Annotated in this window: 13 protein-coding genes; 7 read left to right on the top strand and 6 right to left on the bottom strand. The window is 73.8% G+C overall.

The window, feature by feature from the left end; genetic code table 11:
* Positions 1–2 precede the first annotated feature (2 nt).
* The gene (locus AC4H2G_RS17740) at positions 3–1,229 is read left to right on the top strand and encodes an AI-2E family transporter (RefSeq protein ID WP_494367059.1); all 1,227 of its coding nucleotides are present in this window, start codon (positions 3–5) and stop codon (positions 1,227–1,229) included.
* Positions 1,230–1,302: 73 nt separating this feature from the next.
* Complete coding sequence (locus AC4H2G_RS17735; RefSeq protein ID WP_494367058.1) at positions 1,303–1,668, top strand: VOC family protein; 366 nt, start codon at positions 1,303–1,305, stop codon at positions 1,666–1,668.
* On the opposite strand, the gene AC4H2G_RS17730 is transcribed toward AC4H2G_RS17735, so the two are convergent.
* Complete coding sequence (locus tag AC4H2G_RS17730; RefSeq protein ID WP_494367057.1) at positions 1,641–2,597, bottom strand: AraC family transcriptional regulator; 957 nt, start codon at positions 2,595–2,597, stop codon at positions 1,641–1,643. The genes AC4H2G_RS17735 and AC4H2G_RS17730 overlap by 28 nt on opposite strands.
* Before the next feature lie 121 nt (positions 2,598–2,718).
* Between AC4H2G_RS17730 and AC4H2G_RS17725 the strand changes: the two genes are divergently transcribed.
* Together AC4H2G_RS17725 and AC4H2G_RS17720 are read left to right on the top strand one after the other, a co-directional pair.
* Entirely contained in the window at positions 2,719–3,609 is an 891-nt protein-coding gene (locus AC4H2G_RS17725) for an NmrA family NAD(P)-binding protein (protein WP_494367056.1), read from the top strand.
* Positions 3,606–4,589 (top strand): SDR family NAD(P)-dependent oxidoreductase, encoded by a 984-nt coding sequence (locus tag AC4H2G_RS17720; protein ID WP_494367055.1) that lies wholly within the window; start codon positions 3,606–3,608, stop codon positions 4,587–4,589. The genes AC4H2G_RS17725 and AC4H2G_RS17720 overlap by 4 nt, the downstream gene beginning before the upstream one ends.
* 25 nt (positions 4,590–4,614) lie before the next feature.
* On the opposite strand, the gene AC4H2G_RS17715 is transcribed toward AC4H2G_RS17720, so the two are convergent.
* Genes AC4H2G_RS17715 through AC4H2G_RS17705 form a run of 3 tightly spaced genes read right to left on the bottom strand, consistent with a single transcriptional unit; the run spans position 4,615 to position 6,955 of the window.
* The gene (locus AC4H2G_RS17715) at positions 4,615–4,998 is read right to left on the bottom strand and encodes a hypothetical protein (protein WP_494367054.1); all 384 of its coding nucleotides are present in this window, start codon (positions 4,996–4,998) and stop codon (positions 4,615–4,617) included.
* A 26-nt stretch (positions 4,999–5,024) separates the two neighbouring features.
* Positions 5,025–5,960 carry a coenzyme F420-0:L-glutamate ligase gene (gene cofE, locus AC4H2G_RS17710; RefSeq protein ID WP_494367053.1) on the bottom strand — a complete coding sequence of 312 codons (936 nt, stop codon included), beginning with the start codon at positions 5,958–5,960 and terminating at the stop codon, positions 5,025–5,027.
* Positions 5,957–6,955 (bottom strand): TIGR03557 family F420-dependent LLM class oxidoreductase, encoded by a 999-nt coding sequence (locus AC4H2G_RS17705; RefSeq protein ID WP_494367052.1) that lies wholly within the window; start codon positions 6,953–6,955, stop codon positions 5,957–5,959. Before AC4H2G_RS17705 ends, cofE begins: the two co-directional genes overlap by 4 nt.
* Positions 6,956–7,054: 99 nt before the next feature.
* On the opposite strand from AC4H2G_RS17705, the gene AC4H2G_RS17700 reads away from it, so the two are divergent.
* Both AC4H2G_RS17700 and valS read left to right on the top strand, forming a co-directional pair.
* Positions 7,055–8,020: a hypothetical protein gene (locus AC4H2G_RS17700; protein WP_494367051.1), complete on the top strand. Its 966-nt coding sequence runs from the start codon at positions 7,055–7,057 to the stop codon at positions 8,018–8,020.
* A 64-nt stretch (positions 8,021–8,084) separates the two neighbouring features.
* Entirely contained in the window at positions 8,085–10,886 is a 2,802-nt protein-coding gene (valS, locus tag AC4H2G_RS17695) for a valine--tRNA ligase (RefSeq protein ID WP_494367050.1), read from the top strand.
* Between the two features lie 276 nt (positions 10,887–11,162).
* On the opposite strand, the gene AC4H2G_RS17690 is transcribed toward valS, so the two are convergent.
* Entirely contained in the window at positions 11,163–12,362 is a 1,200-nt protein-coding gene (locus tag AC4H2G_RS17690; RefSeq protein WP_494367049.1) for a baeRF2 domain-containing protein, read from the bottom strand.
* Between the two features lie 132 nt (positions 12,363–12,494).
* Positions 12,495–12,863 carry a chorismate mutase gene (locus tag AC4H2G_RS17685; RefSeq protein ID WP_494367048.1) on the bottom strand — a complete coding sequence of 123 codons (369 nt, stop codon included), beginning with the start codon at positions 12,861–12,863 and terminating at the stop codon, positions 12,495–12,497.
* Positions 12,864–13,021: 158 nt separating this feature from the next.
* On the opposite strand from AC4H2G_RS17685, the gene AC4H2G_RS17680 reads away from it, so the two are divergent.
* Positions 13,022–14,839 carry an AMP-dependent synthetase/ligase gene (locus tag AC4H2G_RS17680; RefSeq protein WP_494367047.1) on the top strand — a complete coding sequence of 606 codons (1,818 nt, stop codon included), beginning with the start codon at positions 13,022–13,024 and terminating at the stop codon, positions 14,837–14,839.
* Positions 14,840–14,989 lie beyond the last annotated feature (150 nt).

The following is a 14,989-nucleotide window of genomic DNA, read 5'->3' as shown; positions in this document are numbered from 1 at the left end:
GGGTGACGTCGACACCCGCCGCGCCCTCGCTCGCCCCCGCGACCCGTACGCTGCTCACGCTCGCCGCGGGGGTCGTCGTGCTCGCCGGTCTCTACGCGGCCAACGACGTGGTGGCCCCGATCCTCCTCGCCGCGGTGATCGTCATCATCTGCCACCCGGTGCGCTTCGGCCTCGAGCGGAGGGGGTGGCCACGGTGGGCCGCCACGACCGCCGTGATCGTCGTCGCGTACCTCATCCTCGCCGCGCTGCTCGCGATGCTCGTCTTCGCGGGCTTCCAGTTCGCCGACCTCGTGCAGTCGTACCTGCCCCAGCTGCAGCAGGCGATGCGCGACCTCGTCGACCAGCTCGCCGCGCTCGGGATCGACACGGACATCGCCGACGCCGCGACGTCGTGGCTTGAGCCGTCACGCCTCCTCTCCCTGGCCGGGGGCGTGAGCAGCACGGTGCTCGGCATCGCGACGGCCTTCTTCTTCGTGCTCGCGTACGCGATCTTCATGGCGGCCGACGGCGCGCGGTACTCGACGGCGTCCCAGGTCTTCGGCGCGAGCCAGGCCGGGCCGGTCGACCGCGCGACGCGGTTCAGCGGCGGCGTGCGCCGCTACTTCGTCGTCAACGCGTCGTTCGGCGCGGTCGTCGCGGTCATCGACGGCATCGCGCTGACGATCCTCGGCGTCCCGGCGCCCGTCGTGTGGGCGATCCTCGCCTTCGTCACGAACTTCGTGCCCAACATCGGGTTCGTCCTCGGTCTCGTCCCGCCGGCGATCATGGCGTTCGTCGTCGGGGGCTGGCAGCTCGCGCTCGCCGTCGTGGCGGTCTACTGCGTGGTCAACGTCGTCCTGCAGGTGCTCGTGCAGCCCAAGTTCGTGGCCGACGCCGTGAACCTGAGCCTCACCCTGAGCTTCGTGTCCGTCGTGTTCTGGACGTTCGTCATCGGGCCGCTCGGTGCGATCCTCGCGATCCCGCTCACGCTGCTCGTCCGGGCTCTGCTGCTCGAGGGTGATGCGCGGTCCGGCTGGTTGCGCTGGCTCTCGGGCGACGACGTCGCGGCGGGCACGGCCCCGACGAGGCCGCCCGAGGAGCCCGAGGAGCCCGAGGAGCCCGAGGAGCCCGAGGAGCCCGAGGAGCCCGAGGAGCAGACGACTGACGAGGTTGCGCCTGAGCTCGTGACGGCCGAGCACGCGGCGCAGGACGATGCCGGCTCCGCGCCGTCCGACCCCGAGAAGGGGTGACGAGCCCGCCGAGACGTCCTAGCCTGGCGGAGGCGGACGATCCCGCCCGCTGGTCATCGGCCTTGGAGGCATCGTGGCGCACGGCGACATCACCCACATCGACATCCCGGTCAGCGACACAGGCCGGGCGACCGCCTTCTACGGCGAGCTCTTCGGCTGGCAGATCGCCGAGATCCCCGGCTTCGAGGGCTACCCGATGTGGCAGGCACCGAACAAGATCAGCGGTGGCGGGCTCGCCCCGCGCTCGGAGGGCTTCACGCAGCCGCGCAGCTACGTCGAGGTCGACTCGATCGACGAGGCGCTCGCCACGGTCCGCAGGCTCGGCGGGACGGTCACCATGGAACGCTCCGAGATCAGCCCGACCTCCTGGTGGGCGGCGTTCACCGACCTCGACGGCAACGCCATCGCCCTCTACGAGGGCACGACGGACGCCGGCTGACGCCCGACGCGGTGGCGCGCCGGCGACGTCCCCCGCAGCCGTCGGAACGCGACGCTCAGCGCGAAGGCGTTGGCGTAGCCCACACGGTGCGCGACGGCGTCGACCGTCAGGTCGGTCGTGCGGAGCAGGTCGGCGGCGAGCGTGATCCTCCACTCCGCGAGGTACCTCATCGGGGGCTCGCCGACCAGGGTCGTGAAGCGGCGCGCGAACGCGGCGCGGGAACAGCCGGCGACGTCGGCGAGCGTCGCGACCGTCCAGGGTTTGGCGGGGTGCGCGTGCATCGCGCGCAACGCCGGACCCGCGAGGGCGTCCCCCTGTGCGCGATACCAGCCCGGGGCGGGCGCGCCCGGGCGCGCGAACCAGGCGCGCAGCGTCGTGACGAGCGCCATGTCGAGGAGACGGTCGAGGAGGACCTGCTGGCCTGGCCCGCCGCCGTCCACCTCGTGCGCCAGCAGCTCCAGCACCGGGCCCCGTGCGTCGGCAGCGGGGACCAGGACGACCTCCGGCAGCGCGTGCAGCAGCCGCACCGACACGTCGGCGCTCACGCGGTAGGTGCCGCTCGCCACGACGGCGACACCGTCGCGGTCGGCCCCGCGGGTGCGCCACCGGCGCACCGTCTCGTCGGTGACGTCGACGCCGTCCGTCGTGCTCAGGCGGTCGTCCGGCAGCACCAGGACGTCCGGCGCGGTGCCCGGGGCGTCGCAGACGGTGTAGGGCCGCGGACCCTTGACGATCGCGACGTCCCCCGTCCCGACCCGGGTCGGCTCCCCCTCGTCCGGCACGACCCAGGCGTGCCCGCGCAGCGCCGTGACCAGCGCGAGAGCGGCGCCGTCGGCGATGCGCAGCCCCCACGGCGGCTCGAGGACCGCCTGGCAGAACGCCGCGGTGCGAGCGCGGACGCCGTCCAGGAGATCGCCGAACGGATCCATACGGCACACGGTAGACGCAGGGACACGGTCGTGCGCGTCCCGGACATGGACTGTGCCCACGCGGCCCGGTGGACTGGGACCGACGCCGGGCGCGAGGCCCGGGGAGACCGAGGAGGACACGATGTACACGATCACCGGAGCGACAGGTCACGTCGGAGGGGCTGCCGTCGCAGAGCTCGTCCGCTGGGGTGCGGCGGTGCGCGTCGTGGTCCGCGACCCCGCCCGGTCCGACGACTGGACGGGACACGGAGCTCACGCGGTGGTGGCCGACCTCGGGGACCGTGCGGCGCTGGCCCGAGCGCTCCGCGGCAGCGACGGGGCGTTCGTCCTCCTTCCCACCGACCCGACCGCCGGCGACGCCGAGCACCGGGCGCTCGCCGACTCGATCGCCGGAGCCGTCGGCGACAGCGACGTCCCGCACGTCGTCGTGCTGTCGTCGGTCGGCGCCGACCTGGCCGAGGGCACCGGGCCGGTCCGGTGGCTGCACCACCTCGAGCTCGGGCTGCGCCGCACCGGCGCGACCCTGAGCGTCGTCCGCTCCGCGCACTTCCAGGAGAAGGTGGAGGACGTCCTGCCGGACGCCCTCACCGCCGGCGTCTACCCCGTCCTCGACGACGACCCGGACGTCACGCTGCCGATGGTCGCGACCCGCGACGTCGGGGCGTTCGTCGCGCGCACGCTGCTCGCACCACCGCGAGCCAGCGAGGTGGTCGACCTCGACGGACCCGCGTACAGCGAGCGCCAGGTCGCCGAGCTGCTGGGAGCGGCGCTCGGGCGGCCGCTCGAGGTCGTGGTCGTCCCGCGGGCCGACCGCGTGCCGACCCTGACCGCCTCGGGCGTCCCCGAGACCTTCGCTCACGAGCTCGTCGCCCTCGCCGACGCGGGCGCACAGGGCCTCCTCCGGCCCCGCGGCGACCGGGTGCACCGGTGCACGACCCCGCTGGAGGTCACGCTGCGGCACGTCCTCGCCGCGGCCCTCGCTCCGGCACCGGCACCGGCATCGGCGGGATGACCACGGTGGAGGGCGGCAGGGCCGACAAGGCCGACAGGGCCGACAGGGCCGAGGCACCGACGCTGCGGCGGGCGACTTCGACGGTCGTCATGACCGGCGGCACCTCGGGGTTCGGGCTGGTCGCCGCACGACGGCTCGCGGAGCCCGAGCACGCGCGGGTGCTCGTCGGGGCTCGGGGGGCGACAGCGGAGGGCGAGGCCGTCCCGCTCGACCTGGCACGGCTGGGCTCCGTCCGCCAGTTCGCCGCCGCGACGCGGGAGCGTCTCGGCGACGAGCGCATCGACGCGCTCGTGCTCAACGCGGGCGTCATCCGGCCGAGCGCCCACGAGCGGACCGTCGACGGCTTCGAGACGACGTTCGCGGTGAACCACCTCGCGCACTACCTGGTGCTCCGCCTCCTGCTGCCGGTGCTCGCCGACGGCGCCGTCGTCGTGCTGACCACGAGCGGCGCGCACGACCCCGCGACCGGTGCGGCGCTCGCACCGCCGCGGCACGCGGACGCGCCGCTGCTCGCGTTCCCCGAGCGCGACCCGGACCGCGACGGCCGGCCGCGCCGGGCCGGGCAGCACGCGTACACGGCGTCGAAGCTGTGCACCGTCCTCACGGTGCGGGCGCTGCGCGGCGTCGACGACGTGCGGTCGCGCGGGGTGCGCGCCGTCGCGCTCGACCCGGGCCAGGTGTTCGGCACGGGCCTGGTCCACGACCTCCCCCTGCGGCTGCGGGCGGCGTGGTCCGTCCTCGGCACGCCGGTCGGTGCGCCGCTGCGGTGGTTCGACCCGACCCTCAACACCCGCGACGCCGCGGGGACGGCTCTCGCCGCGCTCGCGCTCGGGCACGTCGCCCCGCCGCCGGGGCGCTCGTACGCGGCGCTGCGACGGGGCCGGCTCACCTGGCCGGACCCGTCCGAGGCGGCGCGCGACGACGCGCTGGCCCGTCGTCTCTGGGACGACAGCGCGCGCCTCGTGGGCCTGGCGGGCTGACGCCGACGGCGCGACGTGCAGCTCGTCAGCCGCCGAGCACCCGGCCGTCCGGGTCGCCGGGCCGCCGCGGACGCAGCGATACTGGCGCCGGCCACGGCAGGGCGTACCGCGCGACGGGGACGTCGATCGCGCCGAAGTCGTCCGTCTGGACCACGACCCCGTCCGGCGTCACCTCGACGAGGCGCACGCGCAGCGCCTCACCCCCGTCCTGCTCGAGCGTCCAGACGTCGGCGAGCCACGACAGCCCGGTCGCCTCGAGCGCCTCCTCGGCGGCGAGCCAGTCGACCGGCCCGGTCAGGTCGTGCCCGAGCAGCGACACGGCGACCCACTCGTCGCCCTCGGGGCGGATCCAGCCCACGGGCTCGCGGTCGTCAGGTCGGCGGTGCTCGATCCAGGAAGAGGGCAGCATCCGGGCAGGCTAGGCGCTCGCTCGCCTCACGGCCAGGCCTTTCGCCCCTCCTCGCTCCCCGGTTCGGACTGCGCGTCGGCCTGCGGCCCCGCCCCGCTCTCGCGGAACGCCTCGGCGAAGCCGTCGCGGTACCCCTCCGCATACCCGCTCTCGCGTCCCCGCGCGGTCGCCTCGGCGCTGCCCTCGCGGAACAGGTCGTCGGCGGAGGGCCGCACGAGCACCCGCGCGCCGGGACCGTCGTCGGCGGTCACGTGCGCACCGAGCCCCCGGACGACGGCGACCGGCCGGCCGTCGGACTTGCCGCGCACGACCTCGCTCGCCGACGCGATCTCGTCGGCGACAGCGGTCACGGTGACCGACAGCGGCCGCCCGTGGGCGTCGACGCCGCCCCGCAGGTCGTCGACGACCGTGACCCCCGCGGCGCCGATCGCAACGTCGACGAGGCCGTCGCGCCACGCGCGGCCCATCGTGTCGGTCACGACGACGCCCAGGCGCTCGACGCCGAACCGGCCACGCAGCGCGGCGCGCAGCGAGCGGGCGGAGGCGTCCGGGTCCAGCGGCAGGAGCAGGACCGTCCCCTCGGGCGTGTTCGACGCGTCGACGCCGGCGGCCGCCATGACGAGACCGAGCCGGTTCTCCACGATCCGCAGCGGCGGGAGGCCCGGGCGTGCCCGCGTCGCGACGACCCGCACGGTCTCGTCGGTGATCGCCTGCTCGCGGTCGGCGGCGGCGACGACGCGGCCCTCCGCCTTCGACACGATCTTGCTCGTCACGACGACGACGTCCCCCTCCGCGAGCGGTTCCTCGCCCGCGAGCGCGTCCCCAGCGAGGAGGTCGCCGACGAGCGCGGCGAGGTCGTCGCCGGGCCGCACCTCGCCCAGGCCCGACGGCGCCCACACGACCAGGCGGGCCGACGCGCCTGCCTGCGGCGCGCCGTCGGGCACGGGACCGGGAGCGGTCACCGGGAGAGCTTCGGCAGGACGTCGCGGCCGAACGTCTCGATCCACTCGCGCTGGTTGCGACCCACGTTGTGCAGGTAGATGCGGTCGAAGCCGAGGTCGACGAACTTCTGGATGTAGGCCCGGTGCTCGTCGGGGTCCGCCGAGATGACCATGCGGCCCTCGAAGTCCTCGGGGCGCACGAGCTTGGCCATCTGCTCGAAGTCGTGCGGCGAGCGGATGTCGGCCTTCGGGAACTTCATGCCGCCGTTGGGCCACTCGTGCATCGCGTTGGCGAGCGCCTCCTCGTCCGTCTCCGCCCACGAGAGGTGGAGCTGGAGCACCCTGGGCATGGCCTGCGGGTCACGGCCGGACTCGCGGACGCCGTCGTCGAACTTTCCGAACAGCATGGAGATCTTCTCGAGCGGCGCCCCGACCGTGATGAGCCCGTCGGCGTGGCGACCCGCGCGCTTGGCGGTCACCGGACCCGCGGTGGCGACGAGGATCTCCGGCGGGACCTCCGGCATGGTCCACAGCCGCGTGGACTCCATCTTGTAGAACTGCCCGGCGTGCTTGACGTCCTTGCCCGCGAGCGAGGCCGTGAAGAGCTTCTTGATGACGTCGATCGCCTCGAACATGCGGTTGATGCGCTCGGGCGCCTCGGGCCAGTAGCCCGCCACGACGTGCTCGTTGAGCGCCTCGCCCGAGCCCAGGCCGAGCCAGTGCCGGCCCGGGTACATCGCGGCGAGCGTCGCGGAGGCCTGCGCGACCATCGCGGGGTGCCAGCGGAACGTCGGCGCGGTGACGCCCGGACCGAGGTCGCCGGACGTGCGCTCGCCGAGCGCGGTCAGGACGTTCCACACGAACGACGACTGGCCCTGCGCGGGGACCCAGGGCTGGAAGTGGTCGGCGGCCATCGTGCCGGAGAAGCCGTGCTCCTCGGCGTAGGCCGAGAGCTCGACGGCCTCGGTGGGGTGGAACTGCTCGAGCATCGCGGCGTAGCCGATCGTCAGACCCATGGGAACGACCCTAGTACCCGCCCGTCGTGGGTCGCAGGGCGCACGACGCACGGACCGTCGCCCGGCCGAGCAGCGACCTGCGGCCGCTAGCCTCGCGGGGTGATCCCCACCCCTCAGGACCGGGCCGCCCTGGACACGAGCGCGCTCGTCGACCCCGTGGACCGGGCGGCCGTACGCGCTTACCAGAGTTCCCTGCGGCGCCGGGCGAAGGAGTCCCGGACTCCCGGCGCGACGTCGGTCGCGTCCCGCGTGCTCGGCGTGGTGCTCCGCGGGGCGCTCCTCGCGGTCCTGCTCGTCGTCGTGGCCGTCTGCCTCGGCGCCCTGTACACGCTCCTGCTGGTGGGCCTCCACGCCGAGCCGGTCGCCGCGGCGCTGACCACGGCCGGCACGGTCCTGCTCGTCGTGCTGGTCGTCGTCGGGATCCGGCGGTCCTCCGCGCACCAGGGCGAGCTCTCCTACCGGCTGAGCCGGTTCGCGGCGGCCAACGGGTTCGACTTCGTCTCCCGCATCGACGACCCCGACCTCAACAGCGGCGCGTTCGACGTCGGCATCATGCGGCGTGCGACCGACGTCGTCCGCACGCGCGGGCCGCACCCCGTGGAGGTGGCGACCTACCGGTACAGCGCGGGCCACCGGTCGGGCGAGCCGTTCGCGTGGACGTACGCCACGACGTCGCTCGACCGGCCGTGGCCGCACGTCGTGGCCGAGACGCTGCCCGCACGGAACACCCGCGGGGCCCGGGCCCTGCGTGGTGTGGAACGCGTGTGGGAGCTGCCGCTCGACGGGCCGTTCGGGGACCGCCACCGCGCCTACGGGCCACCGCGGTCCCCGGCGAGCACGGCGGACGACGTGCTCGGACCCGACGTCGAGCTGCTCGTCCGCGGCCGGGTGCCGCTCGCGGCGGAGGTGGTCGGCGACCGGCTGTTCCTGTTCAGCGAACGCCCGCTCGACCTGCTCGACCCCGCCGTCTGGGAACGGCTCCTGGGCGCGGCCGAGCACGTGGCCGCGCGCCTGTCACGGACCGGCGGGCCGTCCTGTCCGGAGGCGGCGGACGGCGGGGAGTGAAGGCCCCGCCCGGGGCGCGAGACGTCGTCGGGCACGGCCTGCGCATCTGGGAGAATGGGCGACCATGAGCGACTTCCCGACGAACGCGCCCGACGGCGCGGCAGAACCCGCTGCAGCAACGACCCCCACCGCCGGTCAGGTAGCCGGCGACGTCGTCCGCGCGGTGGTCACGGGAGTACCCGACCGCGTGAGCATCGACGGCCTCGAGGACCTGCACGGCGCTCGCTGGGCCGAGCAGGGGACGTACGCGTTCGACCGGACGAAGACCCGCGAGCAGATCTACTCGATCGACACCCCGCCCCCGACGGCGTCCGGGTCGCTCCACGTGGGCCACGTCTTCTCGTACACGCACACCGACGTCGTCGCCCGCTACCAGCGCATGCGCGGGCTCGAGGTGTTCTACCCGATGGGCTGGGACGACAACGGCCTGCCCACCGAGCGGCGCGTGCAGAACTACTACGGCGTGCGGTGCGACCCGACGCTGCCCTACGTCGAGGGCTTCGTGCCCCCGCAGGAGGGCGGCGAGGGGAAGTCGTCGAAGACACCGGACGTCCCCGTCAGCCGACGCAACTTCATCGAGCTGTGCGAGCGCCTCACCGTCGAGGACGAGAAGCAGTTCGAGGCGGTCTGGCGCCGCCTCGGTCTCTCGGTGGACTGGGCGCAGACGTACCAGACGATCGACGCGCGGTCGCGCACCGCGGCGCAGCGCGCGTTCCTGCGCAACCTCGCACGCGGCGAGGCCTACCAGGCGCAGGCGCCGGGTCTGTGGGACGTGACGTTCCAGACCGCGGTCGCGCAGGCCGAGCTCGAGGCGCGCGAGTACCCCGGCCACTTCCACAAGGTCGCCTTCCACCGCACCGACGACGGCGCGGACACGGGCGAGGTCGTGCACATCGAGACCACGCGTCCCGAGCTGCTCGCGGCGTGCGTCGCGCTCATCGCGCACCCCGACGACGAGCGCTACCAGCACCTGTTCGGCACGACCGTGCGCTCGCCGCTGTTCGACGTCGAGCTCCCCGTCCTCGCGCACCCTGCCGCGGAGCCGGGCAAGGGCGCCGGCATCGCGATGTGCTGCACGTTCGGCGACCTGACGGACGTCCAGTGGTGGCGCGAGCTGCAGCTCCCGACCCGCTCGATCATCCAGCGCGACGGGCGCATCGTGCGCGAGACGCCGGACTGGATCACGTCGCACGCCGGTCAGGGGCTCTTCGCCGAGATGGCCGGCAAGACGACGTTCTCCGCGCGCCAGGTCGTCGTCGACGCCCTGCGCGACTCGGGCGACCTCGTCGGCGAGCCCGTGCCGACGCAGCGCATGGCCAACTTCTACGAGCGGGGCGAGAAGCCGCTCGAGATCGTCACGTCGCGCCAGTGGTACATCCGCAACGGCGGCCGCGACTGGACGACCGCGGACAGTGCGCGCCGCGACCTGCGTGGCGAGCTGCTGCAGCGGGGCAAGGAGCTCGCGTTCCACCCCGACTTCATGCGCGTGCGCTACGAGAACTGGGTCGGCGGCCTCAACGGTGACTGGCTCGTCTCGCGGCAGCGCTTCTTCGGCGTGTCCATCCCGCTGTGGTACCCCGTGCTCGAGTCCGGCGACATCGACCACGACCACCCGATCGTCCCGTCCGAGGGCGTCCTCCCGGTCGACCCGTCGACCGACGTGCCCGCCGGGTACACCGAGGACCAGCGAGGCGATCCGGGCGGCTTCGTCGGCGAGAACGACATCATGGACACGTGGGCGACGTCGTCGCTGACCCCGCAGATCGCCGGCGGCTGGGAGGTCGACACCGACCTGTTCGAGCGCGTCTTCCCCATGGACCTGCGCCCCCAGGGCCAGGACATCATCCGCACGTGGCTCTTCTCCACCGTCGTGCGCTCGCACCTCGAGCACGGCTCGCTGCCGTGGAAGAACGCGGCGATCTCGGGATGGATCCTCGACCCCGACCGCAAGAAGATGTCGAAGTCCAAGGGCAACGTCGTCACGCCGATGGGCCTGCTCGAGGAGCACGGCTCGGACGCGGTGCGCTACTGGGCCGCCTCGGCACGCCTCGGCACGGACGCCGCGTTCGAGGTCGGCCAGATGAAGATCGGCCGCCGCCTCGCGATCAAGATCCTCAACGCGTCGAAGTTCGCGCTCTCGTTCGGCGTCGACTCCGAGACGGGCACCGGCGAGATCGTCCTGGACCCGGCGGCCGTCACCGAGACGCTCGACCGCGCCATGCTCGCGGGCCTCGCGTCGGTCGTCGAGCGCGCCACCGAGGCGTTCGAGGCGTACGACCACACGCGCGCGCTCGAGACCACGGAGACGTTCTTCTGGACGTTCTGCGACGACTACCTCGAGCTCGTCAAGGACCGCGCCTACGGGGCCGGCGCCGCCGCGTCGGAGGTCTCGCCCGAGACCCGGTCGGCGCGCGTCGCGCTCGCCGTCGCGCTCGACACGCTGCTGCGCCTCTTCGCGCCGTTCGTGCCGTTCGCGACCGAGGAGGTCTGGTCCTGGTGGCGCGCCTCCGAGGGCTCGATCCACCGCGCGCCGTGGCCCACGCCCGACGTCGCGCGCTCGGCCGCGGGCGACGCCGACCCGGCCGTGCTCGCCGCCGCGGGGCACGCGCTCGCCGCCCTGCGCAAGGTCAAGTCCGAGGCCAAGGTGTCGATGCGCACGCCGATCCTCGCCGCGACCGTCGCCGTGCCGGGCGCCTCGCTCGCCGGCGTCGAGGCGGCGGTGGTCGACGTCCGCAACGGCGGTCGCGTCACGGGCACGCTCGACCTGGTCGAGGCGACCGAGGGCCAGGGCGACCCGGCCGTCCAGGGCGGGATCGTCGTCGTCTCCTCGGAGCTCGGCGAGCCCGAGGCCCGCAAGAAGGCCTGACAGCACCACCCTGACCCACCGCACGACGGGCCCCGACCGACCAGGTCGGGGCCCGTCGTCGTCGGCGCCTCGCCAGAAAGAGCGCCGCGCGAGGCGGACCGAGCGACGAGGCAGACCGAGAGGCACGGCGGACCCGAGCGACGAGGGGAGGCGCGAGGGGGCGGCGGCGGGTCGTGGCGGGTCTGGCGGGAGCCGCGAGGGACGAGCGGCGGATGGTAGACCCGCCGCCGCCCCCTCGTGGCTCCCCGGACGCAACCACGCCCGACGAGGCGACAGTCAGATGATCTCGCCGCGCAGCCGCGAGCCGTCCCCGGACATCGTCGCCGCGACCTCGCGCGGCGTCCCCTCGTCCGTCCAGCGCAGGGTCGCCCCGACGCCCTCGATGAGCTCGACGCTGCCCTCGGGGGCGAACGTCAGCCCGGCGTCCTGGCCGATCGCCGCCCGCACGAGGGCTACGGTGGCGGGAAGCTTCTCGAGCCCCTCGGTGACCCCCAGGTCCTCGATGGCCTCGCGGCTCGCCGCGATGTGCAGCGGGCTGGGACCGATCCACAGCGAGCGACCGTCGAGCGCCGTGTCCTGACCGTACTCGTCGGCGAGGACGAGCTCGGAGACCTGGCCGCGAGCGAGGACAGCCACGACGTCCTCGACCGACGTCACGGCGCCCGACTCGCGGCCCTGCTCCTGGCGGTACTCGGCGAGCACCTTCTCGCGCCGTCGCTCGCGGAAGCTCTCGAGAGCGTCGCTGACGTGCGCCTCGAACGCCGCCTCGTTGATCCCGGCGCCGCGTCCGCCGCCCGGCACCTCGACGACGAGCTCCTCGACCGGTCGCTTGAGCGCTCCGCGCAGGAGCGGCACCGCACGGACGTCACCGGTGAGCAGGATGAGCTCGGGCCGGTGCTCGGCCACCTGACGCTCGAGCTCGGCCGCCACCACCTCGGCGTTGCGCTCCCACGAGTCCTCGGCGCGCGACTCGATCCGCTTCTGCGACAGCCCGCCGGTGCTGACCTTGTTGATGACGTCGTGGCCGCCCTCGACGCTCTCCGGCTCGTGGTACGGGAGGTGTCCGCCCGCGACCGACCACGTGAGGTCCGCGCCCTGGCGGTCCACCACGACGCGCACGTAGTCCACCGACTCGTCGGCCGCGCGTGCGGCCTGGAGCAGGGCCGGGACGGGGCCCCAGGCTCCCTTGGTCTGTGCGGGCGGGTCCTTGAGGACCCGGTCGACGAGGATCCCCGTGTCGTCGGCGATCAGCACGCGCCCGTGCAGGCCCGCGACCCTCGTCGGCCGCAGGACCACCTCCTCGAGGTCGTCGAGCACCGCGTCGGGTGCTCCCTCCTGGCGGAGCTGGCGGCGTACGCCCTTCCACCGGTTCTCGACCTCGCGGTCCGCGGCCTCGTTGGCCCGTGTCGCGTCGATGTACACCGTCGCGAAGGGGCCCGGGTGGCCGAGGAGAGGCTTGAGCCAATCGATCTTCATGCGAACACCTCATGACGTCCGTCGGCAGACGGGCGGGCCTCACCACGGACCGCGGCGGCCCGCCCTCGGTCCCCACCAGGGTCCGTCAGATCGGCAGGCCCCGCCACCGCGCACCCGCGGACCGGGAAGGGCTCAGGAGTACGTGTCGAGGACGGGGACGGAGCCCCCTGCGGAGGCGTGCTCCGCGGCGATGTGCTCGTGGTGACGGATGACTTCGTGGACGATGAACTCGCGGAACGCCTCGGCGAACTCCGGGTCGAGACCGGCCGTCGACGCGATGCCGGTGAGCCGCTCGATCTGCTGCCGGTCCCGGGTGGGGTCGGCGGGTGGGAGGCCGCCCGTGGCCTTGAGCTCGCCGACCCGGCGCGTGAACTTGAAGCGCTCCGCGAGCAGGTGCATGAGTGCCGCGTCGATGTTGTCGATGCTGGCGCGCAGCGTGAGGATCTCGGGAGGGATCTCGTGCGCGCCCGACGGCGCGGGCTGCTCGGGGTTCGTCGTCACCCCCCGATCCTAGGTCCGCCCGTGCACCGGCCCGACGTCGGTCCACGGCGCCCTGGCCGTGACGCCTGCAACCCGGGACGATGGAACGCGGTACCGCGAGTACGGAGTAAAGTGGCACGCCGTCCCACCCTGACCGTCCCACTCAGCGGAGAGTCCTCATGACGGAACACGTGTCGCCGAGCCTCGTCGAGGTCTCCCCCCGCGCGACCATCAGCACGCTCCTGCTCGACCGCGTCGCGCGTGCCGCGTCGGCCCCGATGATCGAGCGACGCGACGCGCCGGGCGCCGCGTGGACGACGATGACGGTCCAGGAGTTCGCCGACGACGTCCTGGCGGTGGCGCGTGGCCTCGTCGCGCGCGGCGTCGCGGCGGGCGACCACGTCGCGATCATGTCGTGCACCCGCTACGAGTGGACCCTGCTCGACTTCGCGGCCTGGGCCGTCGGCGCCGTACCCGTCCCGGTGTACGAGACGTCGTCGCCCGACCAGGTGCAGTGGATCTGCTCCGACGCCGACGTGCGGCTCGCGATCGTCGAGACGCCCGAGCACGCCGCGGCCGTCGCGGCCGTCCGTGACGACCTGCCCGGCCTCGGGGACGTCCTCGTCATCGACGACGGTGCCGTCGACGCGCTGCGGGCGGCCGGTCGTGACGTCCCGGCGGAGGAGGTCGACCGCCGCCGGTCCGCCCAGTCCGCCGACGACCTCGCGACGATCATCTACACGTCCGGCTCGACGGGGCGCCCGAAGGGCGTCGAGCTCACGCACCGCAGCTTCGTCCACCTCGCGACGAACGGTCGTGCAGGCCTCGCGGAGATCCTCGACTCCCCTGGCGCGCGCACCCTGCTGTTCCTGCCGCTCGCGCACGTCTTCGCGCGGTTCATCCAGGTGGTCGTGGTGGCGGCCGACGCGGTCCTCGCGCACAGCTCCGACACGAAGAACCTCGTCGCCGACCTCGGGACGTTCCGGCCGACGTTCCTCCTCGCGGTCCCCCGCGTCTTCGAGAAGGTGTACAACTCGGCGGAGCACAAGGCCCGGGCCGGCGGGAAGGCGAAGCCGTTCCACTGGGCGGCCAAGGTCGCGATCTCGTACTCGCGCGCGCTGGACACCCCGCGCGGCCCGTCGCTCCCGTTGCGGGTGCAGCACGCCGTCGCGGACCGTCTCGTCTACCGCACGCTGCGCGACGCGATGGGCGGCCGGCTCACCCACTCGATCTCCGGCGGCGCGCCGCTCGGTGAGCGCCTCGGGCACTTCTTCCGCGGCGTGGGACTGCGCATCCTCGAGGGCTACGGACTCACGGAGACCACCGCGCCCACCGCGGTGAACCTCCCCGGGCTGACGAAGATCGGCACGGTCGGCCCCGCGTTCCCCGGGACGGCCCTGCGGATCGACGCCGACGGCGAGCTCCTCGTCAAGGGCGACCACGTCTTCCGGGGCTACCGCAACCGACCGGACCTCACCGCCGAGGCGCTCCAGGACGGCTGGTTCCGCACGGGTGACCTGGGCTCGTTCGACGCCGACGGCTATCTCCGGATCACCGGGCGCAAGAAGGAGATCATCGTCACCGCAGGCGGCAAGAACGTCGCTCCGGCGGTCCTCGAGGACCGCCTGCGGGCACACCCGATCGTCAGCCAGGTGGTCGTCGTCGGCGACCAGCGGCCGTTCATCGGTGCGCTCGTCACGCTCGACCACGAGATGCTGCCCGGCTGGCTCTCGACGCACGGACTGCCGGCGATGGACGTCGCGACGGCCGCGAAGGACCCGCAGGTGCTCGCCGCGCTCGACAGCGCCGTCACGCACGCGAACGAGGCCGTCTCCCGCGCCGAGTCGATCCGCAAGATCACCGTCCTCGACACGGACTTCACCGAGGAGAACGGCTATCTCACGCCCTCGCTCAAGGTGAAGCGCGCGCGCGTCATCGGTGACTTCGCCGCCACGATCGACGACCTCTACGGCGCGAAGGTGGGCTCCGACGCCTGACGTGAGGTCCGGAAGAGGGCGGGTCGGGGTGGTGCGCGCGCCGTCGTGGTGGGTCTGGCGGGAGCGACGCGAGGGACGAGCGGCGCGGATGGTAGACGGCGCGCGCACCACCCCGCCCCGACCGAGGCATCCGGGCCCAGGCGGAACTAC

This window comes from Cellulosimicrobium sp. BMG9.23 (assembly GCF_059159985.1).
The sequence above is the reverse complement of the archived record's forward strand: the minus strand, read 5'-3'. Positions and strand labels throughout refer to the sequence as shown.

Coding starts and splice junctions, on each gene's coding strand:
- AC4H2G_RS17730 (WP_494367057.1), bottom strand. CDS start 2,597: ATGGATCCGTTCGGCGATCTCCTGGACGGCGTCCGCGCTCGCACCGCG.
- AC4H2G_RS17725 (WP_494367056.1), top strand. CDS start 2,719: ATGTACACGATCACCGGAGCGACAGGTCACGTCGGAGGGGCTGCCGTC.
- AC4H2G_RS17720 (WP_494367055.1), top strand. CDS start 3,606: ATGACCACGGTGGAGGGCGGCAGGGCCGACAAGGCCGACAGGGCCGAC.
- AC4H2G_RS17715 (WP_494367054.1), bottom strand. CDS start 4,998: ATGCTGCCCTCTTCCTGGATCGAGCACCGCCGACCTGACGACCGCGAG.
- AC4H2G_RS17705 (WP_494367052.1), bottom strand. CDS start 6,955: ATGGGTCTGACGATCGGCTACGCCGCGATGCTCGAGCAGTTCCACCCC.
- valS (WP_494367050.1), top strand. CDS start 8,085: ATGAGCGACTTCCCGACGAACGCGCCCGACGGCGCGGCAGAACCCGCT.
- AC4H2G_RS17690 (WP_494367049.1), bottom strand. CDS start 12,362: ATGAAGATCGATTGGCTCAAGCCTCTCCTCGGCCACCCGGGCCCCTTC.
- AC4H2G_RS17680 (WP_494367047.1), top strand. CDS start 13,022: ATGACGGAACACGTGTCGCCGAGCCTCGTCGAGGTCTCCCCCCGCGCG.